Raw genomic sequence first — 13390 nt, forward strand, 5'->3', positions numbered from 1 at the left:
TCCCCGCTGTTAATATTTGTGTCTTACGCCTTTGGATCACCGTCGGCGCAGGGATGTGATTCGCCAGCCGTCTTCCGTTTCTTTAAAGTTCAGCAGCAGCTTCACCGTCTTCTTTTCGGTGGTATAGGTAACCGTGACATCATAATCCCCGCCGCTGAGTTTTGCCACATCACTGATCTGACGGCAGTCTTGAGTTTGCATTGCCTCCTCAAAGCCAAGAAACCGGTTAAAGTTTTCCGGCATTCGGTTGGCGACAAATGCCTCGATCGCCTCATCTGTCATCACTGGCGAAAGATAATCCTGGATCTGAGCGCCCCAATCTTCTGCCAGCGCCGTTCTCTCGTCCAGCGTTTTGGCATCATCGAAAAGATCCTGCGGCATGGCTGGGATCGTGTCTGTCAATTCCAGAAACTGTTCCGTTTGAGTCCGCAGAATTTCCTCGGTTGTAGGTTTTGTCTGGCAGCCAAACAGACACAGGGTGATGATAAGACAGAAGAATCCTTTTTTCATAATCTACTCCTCCTGATCAGGATAAGAAATCCTTACATAAGCCGTATCAATCAGCCATCGCGGCGAATCTGCTTCAGGGTTGGGAACAAATGAGAGAATCAGTTCACGTACCCACATATAGCCCGGATGCGTGATCTTGATCGCATAACTTACGCTTTCACCCTGCCAAACGATTCCCAATCGCTTTTTCTTATAGGTAATGTACTCTTTCCAGCTTAATCCGGTCAAGCCTTGCAGCGTATACGCCTGATCCTGAACTAACTGTTTCATCCCGGATTCGCTCATCATCGGACCCAAAACAGCCTCAGCCTGTCGGTCAAGATCTTCATCCTGACGATGAAAATTCAGGATAATTACTTCCCGCAAAAAACGCCGGACGATCGTTTCAATTTCTTTGTCCTCTTCCTGATGGGAACACCCAACTAAGCCAAATCCCAGCAGAATCCAGATCATCATCGTGATGAAACCTTTGTTTTTCATAATGTTCATCCTCAATTCAGAAGAGAAGTCTTCTAAAACATCATTTCATCTTCTTCTTTGTTCTAATTTGTCAATTTGTACTTCTCATTTCCGACAGTTTCTCATTCGGATGGTTGATTCACTATTTTTTATTTATTTTTAAACAGTATTCTTTAATTTCATTATAGCTGAAAATTGGAGAAAACAGTGATTTTTTTTATTTTCCCGCAATTTTTCATCTGTTTTACAGGATGAATTTTCTTTGCTTCATCCTCGAATTCCCCGCGAAGGGTCTATCACGGAGAGAAACGGGCAGAATAAAATTACGGGAAACAGATTGTTCTTGACACGTTTGATATAATTAAAGACGCTGAAAGGAAGGCGATCAACATGGTTATGGCGGTTTTATTGACATTTGTTGCGGGGGTACTGGGCACGCTTCTGGGAGGAGTTCTCGGTTTGCGGATCGACCCGAAGTCATCGCAATCTCTGAGCTGTCTGTTGGCGTTTTCCGCCGGCATGATGATCAGCATGATCTGTTTTGACCTCATGCCGGAAGCGCTGGAACAGGCGGGATTGGCGATTGCCGTCGCCGGCTGCGGTCTGGGCGTGCTGCTTCTGTTGAAATTTGACGGTCTGTTTCATCATCATGATGAACAGCCGGATGAACTGGATGATCTGCATCATCACCATCATGCGATGGAAGAAGTCAATACTAAAAAGTTAATGCAGCTGGGTCTGATGATGATCGGCTCAGTGGCGCTGCATAATTTCCCGGAAGGCATGGCGGTCGGCTCCAGCGCCTTGTACGAAGTAAAGACGGGAATGATGATGGCGCTGCTTCTGGCGCTGCATAATCTGCCGGAGGGCATGGGCATGATCGTACCGCTGCGCAGCGGCGGAGTGGGCAAAGGCAGGGCGCTGCTTCTGGTCGCGTTAAGCGGACTGCCGACCTTGATCGGCGGGGTTGCCGGCGTGCTGCTGGGTTCGATCAGTCCGGTGTTTATCGGATTCACGCTGGCGCTGGCAGCCGGATGTATGTTGTATGTCACTTATTATGAAATTTTGCCGCAGGTCACGCTGATGGAAAAAGGCCGGCGTCCGCTGGTATTCCAGCTGGCCGGGTTTCTGTTAGGCTTCGTGCTGATTTCGATCATGTAAAGAAAAGCTGAAATTGACGATCAGGATCGCGATGGGATCCTTGTTCAATCTCAGCTTTTTCTGTCTGCGCCGTTACTCTGCGGTAAACGGTGTTCCCTGACCTGATTCAATCTGATCATAAGCCTGCTTGATCAGATTGAAATAATTTGGCGCACCGGCTAACGTGGCGCCGGTCGTGACATCCGCAACGGTCCATTCGCCGGCATCATTTTTCGCAATGTCTGTCGATTCTGGGTATGTTCCATAATTGACGCCGTGATCGTAAACATAGTTTTTGATCAGCTCGATATTTCCCGGGAAGGTGATCGGACTTGGCCAGAAATCGACGCCATGATGAATCGACGCTTTTGTTCCAATCTGAATTTCGGCCGCCGGTTTTCCTTCGCTGTCCAGCAGCTGCGCAGGTTCCGTTATTCCTTCATGATACCAGGCGCCGCCTTCCTGCGTTGCAACATAGGCTATGAATTCAACGTCTTTGCCATGGACCGGCGCTGTATAAACAACCTGATCGTCCGCCGACGACGCTGTCCAGGTCAGTCCGTTCAGTTCAAAGGCTGCAGGATAACGCTTTTCGCCTGCCGTAATGACGGCGCCGCCTAAGGCTTCCGCTTTTTCATCGTCGAGAATAGCCCAGCCTTCTGCCCCGCCGGCCGAAACCGGAAGCAGAGCTTCTACAAAATCAATAAAGACGACTTCCTTGGTTTCATCATTGACATAAACTGTCGCTGCAATCGAACTGTCGACAGAATCGCCTTCCTGATTGTAAACGCCATAGACAGAAGCACAGGTCAGCTTCATGCCCTCTTTCGCTAACTGTTGGACGTCGATATCCCGGTAATCTACCGTCGTCGGTTCAGCGCTGGCTGTCGGTTCCGGCATTGTTTCCGGGGTTGCCGTTGGCGCAGGGGATGTGGAACAAGCCGCCATCATCAAACCCGCCGTCAGTAAAGCAAGACTGTGTTTATTCTTCATTTCTTTCCCTCCTAATTTTAGTACATTGTACTAATTTAGAGTTTAATCGTTTGTTACTTCTTTGTCAAGACCCAGGTTTGTTTGTCAGATTGCAGAGCACATGCTAGAATTAAACAAGGTGATCGCTGATGAAAAAAAATCTGAAAGAAGAAATTCTAAAAACAGCCCAGACCTTTTTTAATGAAAAGGGGTATCAGGAAACGACGATGCGCGATATCGCGTCAGCTCTGAGAATCAGTCTGGGCAATTTAACTTATCATTTTCATAAAAAAGAAGACCTGATGATCGCTCTGCTGAAATGGCCGGATTTTCTAAATCAACCGCCCGCTGCAACTTTTGAAGAGTTGTTCGAATTAATCCGGGCGATGATCGAAAGCTTGATCGTCAATCGCTTCTTCTATACCGAAGATGAACTGGGCCGGGCAACGCCGGAGTTTTACCGTCATAACGTCGATACGGTAAGCAGGATTGAAAATCATCTTGAGCAGTCTCTGCAGCAGCTCAGCGATCAAGGCTGGCTGATCCCCTGGACAAGCGAACAGGAAAGGCATGCGTTTACGCGGATGATCATGGACAGTCATATCGTATGGATTAAAAATTCTTTTTACCGGGAAGCGCAGGATCAGATTTCATACGCTGATTTTTTGGATATTCACTGGTATTTGCTACAAAGCCATGTTCAGAAAGAAAAATTGACTGAATACCTTAGTTGCCGAAAGACTTTTTTCATTTCAAAGGCCAGGATATAATTCTGTGATAACAAAATGAAGCAGCCGATTCTCATTCAGGCTGCTTTTTTCAACAAATTAGAAATCCGCGGGCACGACAATCGGCTCCCGTCGGACCTTCGACCAGGCAAATTCGCCGATCAGTTCCCGGGCCGTGATCGGTTCATAATGATCGCGCAGTCCCGTCAGCCAGGCCAGCTTCCCGATCAGCTCCGGCGCACTCCAACGTTGGCGCAGCTCGCCCAGATCCAGCGCCTGATCCCGTTTGGATAACCGCTGCCCGTGTTCGTTCATCAACAAAGGAATGTGGTAAAACTCGGGGACAGGCAGGCCAAGACATTGATAAAGATAGATCTGGCGAGGGGTGGACGATAACAGATCCATCCCCCGGACCACCTCGGTGATTCCTGTCAGACCATCGTCAATCACCACCGCCAGCTGATAGGCAAACACGCCGTCGGAACGCCGCACAATAAAATCGCCGCAGGTCTGATCCAATCGTGACACCCCCTGTCCCTGAAGTCCGTCCTTCAACGCGATGACCCGATTGTCCACCCGGACCCGCATTGCCGGCCGGCGGGTTTTCTCAAGCGTCCGTTTTTCCTGTTCGCTCAAATTCCGGCACCGTCCGCTGTAAAGCAATTCCCCATCCGTTCCGTGCGGAGCACTGGCGCTGTGCAGATCCGTCCGGCTGCAATAACAGGGATAAATCAGGTTCTTCTTCTGCAGCTCACCGAGCTTTTCTTCATAGATTGCCGTACGCTCACTCTGCCAAAGCGGTGTTTCATCCCAATCCAATCCCAGCCAGCGCAAATCATCCAGGATCTGTTCAGCAAAAGCGCGCCGGCTGCGCTGCGGATCCAGATCCTCAATCCGCAGCACCCAGCTTCCCTGCTGAGATCGCACGGACAGCCAGCTTAACAACGCCGCCGTCACATTGCCAAGATGCATCCGTCCGCTGGGACTGGGCGCAAACCGTCCCCGGACTTGTCCTTTTTCTCCCATAACCTTCCCCATTTCCTTCTCCGGCGGTCTGCGCTTCACGAGCTTTCCGTATCAGCGTCATCCGGCCGGATCTGAATATTTTTATGATAAAACTTTTTCAGTTAAAAGTAAAACAGACCGTCGATTCCGATCTGTTTTCCGTGTTCCTATTTCATTTCTACTCTTTCCTTCAAAACTCAGGTCCTGACAAAGCCCAGCCCAAGCTTCGATTGATTTGCATTTGCCGCAGAGCGTATCCTCCGTTCTGAGCCGGGCTGTCTATTTCAACAAAGGCAGACTCAGAATAAATTCCGGCGTTCCGCTGGACCCCGGGGCGATTTCATACTCGTCATAGACAACGACAACCTGACGATTTTCATTAATAAAGAATTTCTGATTCGCGCTGAGTCCGGCATATCCACCTTCCTCATCAAAATCGAAGAACGAAGATGGGTTTTCAGCCAGCTGGCGTTCGATCTGGGCGCGGATTTGTTGATCTGCCGCCGCAAGATTCTCCGGGCCTATCGCCTCAGCTAACGTCAGCTCCTGTCCGGTTTCCAAGTCCAGATTGAAGAAATAGCGCTGATCATACCCGCTGGCCATCGTCGTTGTCGTGTCGATCGAGAAGCTCAGCAACGTTCCCTGATTGTAGTGAATATGATAATCGGCATAAAAATCAACTGGATAATACGGCTCCTTCTGACTGGCAGCCTGTTTTTTCAGCGCTTCCGCCTGGCCGCGGGCTTCGGCGGACAGCTGGTTCAGTTCTTCCTCAATCCGCTGATTAATCCGCTTTTCAAATTCCGCATTGCCGCTGTTTTCCACCTTCGGCAGCGTGATGTGGATGACTTCATTCGCATCTTCCTTATCAATCTGCACGCCCGTCACAAGCCGCAGAAATTCGCCGATCACCGGCAGTTTCGCTACATTTTGCGCAAACACCGGCGACACATGCATCATCAGAGTAAAACAAGCCGCCGCGGCCGCAAAGCTGATCAGCCCTTTCATTACCCACCGGGGTTTTTGCGTTTGTTTCTGTCCCTGAGCAATCGCCTGTTTTACCCGTGCGTTCAGCTGGGGCGGAAGCGGTTGATTCTGATATTCCTCTTTGGCCTCTATCCAAGGTTCCTGCATTGTCTACACCTCCTGTTTCAACTGTGTTTTTAATAATTCCAGTCCTTTATAGACCTGAGATTTGATCGTATTGACATTGGTCTGCGTCATGGCCGCGATCTCGTCAAATTTCAGTTCTTCAAAAAAGCGCAGGATGATCACCGTTCGCAGCTTTGGTTCCAAGGCCATCACGGCCTGAAACAAATCGCTGTATTCGATCGGCGATGTATCCTGAGTATACCCCTGATACTCCTGCAGCGATGCCTGACGCTGACGTTGTGTGATCTGTTTGCGGCATGTTCCGTTGGCTTCGTTGATGCAGATCCGCACTAACCATGTCCGGATATATTCCGGCTGTCGAAGCTGGCCGATTTGCGAATACGCCTTGACGATCGTTTCCTGTACGACGTCCAGCGCGGACTGTTCCTCTTTGACAATGGAAAAGGCGATTCTGTACAACATCGCCTGATGTTCCAGAACCGTTTTTTCCAACAGCTCCTTTTTTTCTTCTCTGTTCATGAGCCTGCTCCTTCCGATCTAAAACCAGATTGCCGCCGCGATATCACCTCCGATTTTAGAAAAAGATCTTTTTCCGGGTTTCTACTTAATTAGGTGTTAAACCTGTGGTAAAAGTTGGAATTTCGTTTTCTTTTTTATACGATTTCCAATTTTATGGATGGCTGCGGAAAACAGAAAAACCGGAAACGCTCTTCTATCCGCGATCTTTTCACACTCGCTAAAATGGAAAACCCTCTTTTCCCATGGCGAACATGGCCGGATCCGGAAAAGAGGGGATTCTGTTTCATGCCTGGAGCGGGACATGTTCATCCTGTCCCGGTCTTTTCTGCTCCTGACACAAACGTAATGAATATTTGTTTATCGGAAAGCCTGCCGGCTGCGCATGACCAGAAAGGTCATCATAGCCGGATCGATCAGATTCAACAAGTTAAATGACAGATCGACATGATTCAGAACATTGATCAGGAAAATCGTCGCGCACATCGTCCAATATAAACGCAACCCCAACAAACGTCCCTGCATCAAAAGCGTCAGACACCACAGACTGATCGCCGCGATCCCCAGCATCATCCAGGCCTGACCAAACAAACTCTCAACCGCGATGATGGCATTGTAAATCAGACTCAGCTGCAGCCAGAAACGACAGAATTTACTCATGCTTCCGTTTTCTCCAACAAAACGATGGCCTGGGCCAGCACGCCTTCTTCCCGGCCGACAAAACCGAGCTTCTCCCCGCGCGTCGCCTTGACGTTGACCTGATCCTGCGCGCAATGCAGCGCCTGTGCGATGTTTTGACGCATCAACGGGATATGCGGAGCCATCTTCGGGCGTTCAATCATGATCAGCGCGTCGACGTTGCCGATGCGATAGCCTTTGCTTTCCATTAATTCTGTCACCTGTTCGAGCAGAATCAAAGAACTGATGCCTTTGTATTGCGGATCGGTATCCGGAAAATGCTTTCCCAGATCCCCTTCGCCTAAAGCGCCGATCACCGCTTCCGCGATCGCGTGAAGCAAGGCGTCAGCGTCGGAATGTCCGACTAATCCTTTCGTGTGTTCAATTTCAACGCCGCCTAAAACTAAACGGCGGCCTTCCGCCAACTGATGAATATCGCTGGACTGCCCAATTCTAAACATGTTTTATCCTTCTTTCTTTTGTGTTCTTGAACGCCGATCCCCAGATCAAACCGCGGGTATTTCAGAAATCCATCTTTGATTTTCATCCCTGGGGAATGGGAAACGAATTCTTCTTTCTTTTATTATAAAGAATACGGCGTAAAATCGCATCCTTTCTCTGAAATATTTTATAAGAACTTTTCCTTATTACGTCCTGCGCAGCGGTTAAAAGCTGAGTGTTAAAGATCAGAAAAGCAAATGATCGAAAGAATGTTCTTCACCAGAGACCGCCAGCTCCATTTCAATCTCGTTTGTTCCACCCCTTCTCTATCCCGGAAAAATGGAAAGTCTGCTTGACATAGCAACGAAGCATGCTATACTATAATGGAAAGCAAGCTTTCCATGAATGGAGGAGGTTTATGAAGAACAGACTGGAAGCGCTGCGTAAAGCGCGCGGCATCAAGCAGGAAGAATTGGCAGCCGCCCTGGAAGTTTCCCGGCAGACGATCGGCTCGCTGGAAAACGGCAGGTATAATCCATCAATTTTGTTAGCTTTTAAAATTGCCCGCTATTTTGACGTCAGTATTGAAGATGTTTTCATTGATGAGGAGGAATCAAAATGAAAAAAAGAAACGCACTTCTGCTTGCCGCAGCCGGATTGCTTTTGATTGCCGCTGGTTTTCTTCTGCTTCGCACATCCATTTTTCCCGTTGATAATCTGCCCGCTCTGCCTTATCTTTTGATCGGCGTTGGCTGCGGCGTTTTCGGTCATGGCGCAGGCGCCTGGATCAGCCGTCAAGCTTTAAAAAACGCGCCTGAGATTCAGAAGCAAATCGAAATTGATCAGCGGGATGAACGCAACGTTCAGATCGCCAATCGGGCGAAAGGCAAAGCTTACGACGCGATGATCTATATTTTCGGTGCTTTAATGGTATCGTTTGCGCTGATGAACGCGGATCTCTTTGTCATCCTGTCCTTGGTCGCCGCCTACCTGTGCGTCGTCGGCATTTCGGTTTACTATCGCGTGAAGTTTGACAAAGAAATGTGAAGTTGCTAAACAGTCAGTCAGGCTCACGAAAAATACAGGATTTTTTCAAAATTCACAAGGGAAGCCGGCCACTTCCTTTTTTCTTTTAAATCCGAAACATTTCCGCGGAATTTCGCGTTCTTTCCGCATGGATTGACAGTTTTCTTTCCGCCGACTTTCTGTTATCATGATGGAAAAGGATGTGGGAATCATGAATGGAATCGCCGTGATCGGAACGTCAATGATTGATCTTGTCGTTGTCGGCCGTCAGACTTTTGAAATGGAGCATTGCAACAAAGCGCAGATCGTGCGAAGCTTCGGCGGATCAATGCACAATGTCGCTTATAACTGCGGTTGTTTAGGTCTGGAAACGCATTTTGTCAGCAAGTTCGGGCGCGATGACGCCGGACTGGCAATCGTCAACGAGCTGCAGAAAAAAACATGTTTCGTTTACGGCCCGGTTGTCAATCAAAGCACGCCGGTTTTCATCTCGGCTTCCGATCCGGAAAAAGGGCTGTACTTTTCGTCCATCCAGCCGGAATTTCTCTTCCATGGCGAAGGGGAAGATCTTCCTTACTGCGTCTTGGGAGAATGTGACTGGGGAATCACCGATCAGACCGATCTCACATTCTTAACGACGCTCTTAGCCAAAACGCCGCAGACACGCTGGATTTTCAGCGGTCAGATTCCGCCGGAGGCCACATTGGACAAATGGGAAGGAATCGTGCTCAACCGTGATGAAATGACAGCTTACGCCGGCTCAGTCCCGATGGCGCAGGCTGCGAAAGCGCTGTTGAAAAAAGGCGTCAGCTGGATCATTATTACTTTGGATAAGGATGGCGCGCTGTTAGTAACGCTGGATGGGATTCGCCCGTATCCAGCGGAGAAGGACGGCGCTTATCCGCTGGGCTGCGGCGACGCGTTTTTAAGCGGACTGCTCTTAGGTCTGACGCAAAAGAAACCGATCGAGCATTGTCTGCATCCCGCTTTGGCCGCGGCGGCAATCGTGCTGCAGGAGCCTGCCGCATTGTCAGAAAAGCTATGTCAGCTGAAACCCCGAACCGCTTCCCAACCCCAGTAAATCGGCAGATAAGCCAAGCCAAATGAGAAAGATTGATAAAACTCCGTTTCCTTCAATTTTAATCGCTATCCTTGATTGAAGGTGCGATCAAGGGGATTGAAAACCGGGATTATCCTGCATCTATTCCTTCAGGATGACAAGGTTAGAGGATTAGGACTATCTCCGCCAGAAAAATCAAGAGGTTCACCTCAATTCTGATTGATTAGCGGTAAATCATGACCAATATTTTGTCGATCTTCCACAAAAGAATTGACATCCTGCGGAAATTGAATACAATCAGGGTATAGATTCGATGACAAGAATAAGTAGACGGAAATTTCTGAACCTCACCAGAGAGCCGGATCCAGGTGTAAGCCGGCAGGCAGAATTCCAGCCGAAGTCCTCTTGAAGAAGCCTTCTGAACTGACAGTAAGAAGTGCCGGACGCTGATCCCGTTAAAGACACAGCCCATTGACAGATGGGAAAAGAGCCGGAATTTTCCGGAATCAAGGTGGTACCGCGGTCAAGCCGTCCTTTGTTGGACGGTTTTTTTGTGGATCGAACTGGAAGGAGAGTTTTATGAAAAAATGTTCTAAAAAGAATCTGATCCTGCTGAGCCTGACGTTGTTTTCAATGTTTTTCGGGGCTGGCAATCTGATTTTCCCGCCCTTCCTGGGACAAAATGCCGGGACGCAGAGCCTGCCGGCGTTAATCGGTTTTCTGATCACCGCGGTGGGTTTCCCGGTGCTGGGGATCGCCGTTGTGTCCCGCTTCAATGGTCTGGATGTTCTGGCCCAGAAGGTTCATGCCGGATTCGGACTGTTCTTCGCGGTTTTGATCTACCTGTCGATCGGACCGCTGCTGGCAACGCCGCGGACAGCTACGCTGCCCTTTGAGATGGCGATCCTGCCCTTGCTTCCGGAAGGCAGCTCCCCGCAGCTTTCCCTTCTGTTGTTTACGAGCGTATTTTTCCTGATCGCCTGGCTGCTTTCCCGCAATCCAAGCAAGCTGATCGACCGGCTGGGAAAGCTCCTGACGCCGACGCTGTTAGTGTTGATTGTGGCCGTCTTTGCCGCCGCGCTGCTGCATCCGTTAGGACAGCCGGCCCTGCCGCAGCCCGATTATGCATCCGGGCCGTTAATCAAGGGATTTTTAGAAGGCTACCTGACGATGGACGCGCTGGCAGCCCTCAATTTCGGCATTGTCGTTTCTTTGAACATCCGCGCGCTGGGGATTGACGACGATCAGGAAGTCATGTCCACCAGTATGAAAGCCGGCTGTCTGGCGGGGTTGATTCTGGCCGTGATTTACATCATGTTAACGCTGTTAGGCACTTCCCTTTCCGGCATGCCGATCGGCGCTAACGGTGCGCAGACGCTGACGCTGGCCGTCACTTCGCTGTTTGGCGAAAGCGGCCGCTGGGTCATGGCGTTGATCTTCCTGTTGGCCTGTATGACGACTTGCGTCGGCTTGTTAACCAGCTGCAGCGAATTCTTTTCCTCACTGACGCCGAAAATCAACTATTCTCAATGGTTGTTATTCCTGACGCTGTTCGCGCTGGGCGTTTCCAATTTTGGGTTATCGGCGATTCTGTCGATCTCCGTTCCGGTGCTGAATATGATTTATCCAATGGCGCTGGTTCTGATCCTGCTGGGATTGGGCGATCCTTTATATAAGGATAACCGCCTGATCTATCCATTGACTGTGTTCAGCACGGGTGTCGTCAGCGTTCTGGCTGAGCTGGATACCCTGGGTTTACGAATTCCCGGACTGACCCAGCTGTTGGAAAGTCTGCCGCTGGCCTCGCAGTCACTGAGCTGGATCTGCATCGCAATAGTGATGTTTGGCCTTTCGCTGATTCTGGGCAGAAGAAAGAAAGCAAGGCGTTAACCTTTTTCTAACAATCAGACAGGAAGCGCCATGTTTTATAAATCAGACTTATCTTTCATGGGCAAGCACGTCCTGATATACTACTTTTCTTGATTTCTGTTTCCTATTTTGTCTGTTGTTTTCCCCCAGCTTTCTTCATCCATTACATCACGATAATCACTTTGCCTTCGGTTAGAATTTTGATGCTTGTGCCACTACTGCACAGTGATCTTCCATATCCAGTTATCACCCTGGCAGGTTGTGTTAAAAAAAGCTGATTTTCCCCGATCATCCGGAAGTCAGCTTTTCGTTTTCCTATTCGCAAAAAGGCAGTTCAGACAGGCCGCTGCCGCTTATTCCTCGTCGTTTTTCAACAGGATTCCGCCGACGTTGACGCGGAAAGTCTGGAAGGCGGCCCACTTCACCGGCGCTTCGGCAAATACGGCCACCGCCGCGTCCAGCACCGCTTTGAGATCCCAGGCGATGAAGTCCAGATATCCACAATTCAATCCGGAAGCCCCGCCCAGCCAGGCTGCGGCGTCCATCCCGGCCCTTTCGCTGATCTTCGCTTCCAATTCATCGCGGAAATCCAGGATCGCTTTCGCCCGGTCTTCCCCCTGAAACCCGTCGATCGGATAATAGAAGAAGCCGGCGGCGATGCCGTCCTTATGCAGATCATCAACCGCCTGCGTTATCCCGCGCAAATACTGCTGGATCAGCACCGGGCAGCATGTCGAACCGGCCGTCACATCCCCACGCACCTGTTCCTGGCGTTTCTCGTCCGGCTCCATCCGATATGCAGTGTAGCTCTTCAGTACACGCGCCGGATCGCGGCTGAGATCCAGCCCCATCTCACGCAAAGCCTCCGGCAGTTCCGCCAGTGTTATCCCCGCATCACTTTGCGGCTGCGAGTACAGCTTGACCTCGTCAATCACCGACATCGCGGCAATCTCGCCCAATGTCTGGTCAATGAAAACAGACAAAATCCACCAGACCTGATTTTCATTTTCCGCCATAAGCTCTGCCAGCGCCGGGCAGCAAACCGCCAGCGACACCGTTTTTTCAGTATGCTCTGTAATCCACACCTGCACTTCGTCCGCCGAAAGCTCCCGGCCCGCGATCCGCAGCGCCGCTTTGGGCGCAGGCTGGCGGCCGATCATCACATTCCAGCGTTTTTTCAAGCTCTCCGGCATCTGCTTCTGATAATAATCCAGCGCTATCAAGCGTACCCGGTCGCCCTCAGGCGTCAATATCAGATCATAACGATCCTGATTGCATCCCAACTCAAAGGCGATCTCTGAAAATGCCGGATGAAGCAGCCGGGTTGTCTGATTGATGATTTCCTCACCCTCAACCCGATTGCGCATCCGCACCCGCAGCACCTGTTCTTCACGCTCAAACAGCTGCCAGCTCTCCTGCACCCGCTGCCGAAACGGCTTCTCAAAGCGCGGTAAAGCTAAGCGTCTGCGGCAATCTTCGATCAACGCCAGCGTATCCTCATCGCCCGGCCGGGCGTTTAGTGCCCGTTCAAAATAGGTCAGCGCCGGGCCTTCCTGATCAAGATAATAATAGGCGTAAGCCATCCGGAAATTCCAGGTATGCTCCTTTCCCAACGGTTCTTCGACCCTCTTTAACAGCTGGATCGCTTTCTCAAAATTTGCCCGGTCATTCACGTCCGCGGCATTATTATACGCTTTCGCCAGTTCGCTGATCAGTTCAGGCGTGAGCTTTGCCTCTTCCAGCGCTTCGATGGCATCAATGATTTGGGTGTATTGTCCGTTTTCGTTCCAGAGTTCGATCTGTTTCCACAATTCCATTTCTGATTTCCTCCCTGAGATCAGCGCGGCTGACCCACATTCCACATTCAAGTTGA

At 50.1% G+C, this 13390-nt stretch carries 15 protein-coding genes and 1 other annotated feature; of the genes, 6 read left to right on the forward strand and 9 right to left on the reverse strand.

Annotated elements, in window-relative coordinates:
* Positions 1-36: 36 nt before the first annotated feature.
* Both AC5OW4_RS00250 and AC5OW4_RS00255 read right to left on the reverse strand, forming a co-directional pair.
* Complete coding sequence (locus tag AC5OW4_RS00250; RefSeq protein ID WP_072683113.1) at positions 37-510, reverse strand: hypothetical protein; 474 nt, start codon at positions 508-510, stop codon at positions 37-39.
* 3 nt (positions 511-513) lie between these two features.
* On the reverse strand, positions 514-990 hold the full coding sequence (locus tag AC5OW4_RS00255) for a hypothetical protein (RefSeq protein ID WP_072683112.1): 477 nt from the start codon (positions 988-990) through the stop codon (positions 514-516).
* Between the two features lie 369 nt (positions 991-1359).
* Between AC5OW4_RS00255 and AC5OW4_RS00260 the strand changes: the two genes are divergently transcribed.
* Complete coding sequence (locus AC5OW4_RS00260; protein WP_072683111.1) at positions 1360-2130, forward strand: ZIP family metal transporter; 771 nt, start codon at positions 1360-1362, stop codon at positions 2128-2130.
* A gap of 72 nt (positions 2131-2202) precedes the next feature.
* Here the strand turns inward: AC5OW4_RS00260 and AC5OW4_RS00265 are convergent, their stop codons facing one another.
* A complete protein-coding gene (locus AC5OW4_RS00265) occupies positions 2203-3102 on the reverse strand; it encodes a hypothetical protein (RefSeq protein ID WP_072683110.1) in 900 nt (299 codons plus the stop codon).
* A 128-nt stretch (positions 3103-3230) separates the two neighbouring features.
* On the opposite strand from AC5OW4_RS00265, the gene AC5OW4_RS00270 reads away from it, so the two are divergent.
* Complete coding sequence (locus tag AC5OW4_RS00270) at positions 3231-3851, forward strand: TetR/AcrR family transcriptional regulator (RefSeq protein WP_072683109.1); 621 nt, start codon at positions 3231-3233, stop codon at positions 3849-3851.
* 57 nt (positions 3852-3908) lie between these two features.
* Here the strand turns inward: AC5OW4_RS00270 and gluQRS are convergent, their stop codons facing one another.
* The 5 genes from gluQRS to ispF all read right to left on the reverse strand — a co-directional run bounded on the left by gluQRS (position 3909) and on the right by ispF (position 7582).
* The gene (gene gluQRS, locus AC5OW4_RS00275; protein WP_072683108.1) at positions 3909-4835 is read right to left on the reverse strand and encodes a tRNA glutamyl-Q(34) synthetase GluQRS; all 927 of its coding nucleotides are present in this window, start codon (positions 4833-4835) and stop codon (positions 3909-3911) included.
* Between the two features lie 258 nt (positions 4836-5093).
* The gene (locus AC5OW4_RS00280; RefSeq protein WP_072683107.1) at positions 5094-5948 is read right to left on the reverse strand and encodes an anti-sigma-V factor rsiV; all 855 of its coding nucleotides are present in this window, start codon (positions 5946-5948) and stop codon (positions 5094-5096) included.
* A 3-nt stretch (positions 5949-5951) separates the two neighbouring features.
* Positions 5952-6446, reverse strand: coding sequence for an RNA polymerase sigma factor (locus AC5OW4_RS00285; protein WP_072683106.1), 495 nt, complete (start codon positions 6444-6446; stop codon positions 5952-5954).
* A gap of 357 nt (positions 6447-6803) precedes the next feature.
* Positions 6804-7103, reverse strand: a complete 300-nt coding sequence (locus AC5OW4_RS00290; RefSeq protein ID WP_072683105.1) for a hypothetical protein — start codon at positions 7101-7103, stop codon at positions 6804-6806.
* A complete protein-coding gene (ispF, locus tag AC5OW4_RS00295; protein ID WP_072683104.1) occupies positions 7100-7582 on the reverse strand; it encodes a 2-C-methyl-D-erythritol 2,4-cyclodiphosphate synthase in 483 nt (160 codons plus the stop codon). The genes AC5OW4_RS00290 and ispF overlap by 4 nt, the downstream gene beginning before the upstream one ends.
* 398 nt (positions 7583-7980) lie before the next feature.
* Between ispF and AC5OW4_RS00300 the strand changes: the two genes are divergently transcribed.
* From AC5OW4_RS00300 to brnQ, 4 genes are all read left to right on the forward strand, one after another.
* Positions 7981-8184 carry a helix-turn-helix transcriptional regulator gene (locus AC5OW4_RS00300; RefSeq protein WP_072683103.1) on the forward strand — a complete coding sequence of 68 codons (204 nt, stop codon included), beginning with the start codon at positions 7981-7983 and terminating at the stop codon, positions 8182-8184.
* Positions 8181-8609 (forward strand): hypothetical protein, encoded by a 429-nt coding sequence (locus AC5OW4_RS00305; RefSeq protein WP_072683102.1) that lies wholly within the window; start codon positions 8181-8183, stop codon positions 8607-8609. The genes AC5OW4_RS00300 and AC5OW4_RS00305 overlap by 4 nt, the downstream gene beginning before the upstream one ends.
* A 190-nt stretch (positions 8610-8799) precedes the next feature.
* Positions 8800-9669, forward strand: coding sequence for a carbohydrate kinase family protein (locus AC5OW4_RS00310; RefSeq protein WP_072683101.1), 870 nt, complete (start codon positions 8800-8802; stop codon positions 9667-9669).
* A 283-nt stretch (positions 9670-9952) separates the two neighbouring features.
* Positions 9953-10187, forward strand: a binding site (T-box leader).
* A gap of 40 nt (positions 10188-10227) precedes the next feature.
* Complete coding sequence (gene brnQ, locus AC5OW4_RS00315) at positions 10228-11538, forward strand: branched-chain amino acid transport system II carrier protein (RefSeq protein ID WP_072683100.1); 1311 nt, start codon at positions 10228-10230, stop codon at positions 11536-11538.
* A 332-nt stretch (positions 11539-11870) separates the two neighbouring features.
* Here brnQ and AC5OW4_RS00320 read toward each other — a convergent pair whose 3' ends face one another.
* Positions 11871-13334: a hypothetical protein gene (locus AC5OW4_RS00320; protein WP_493676496.1), complete on the reverse strand. Its 1464-nt coding sequence runs from the start codon at positions 13332-13334 to the stop codon at positions 11871-11873.
* Positions 13335-13390: the final 56 nt, after the last annotated feature.

The organism is Holdemania sp., from assembly GCF_986127675.1.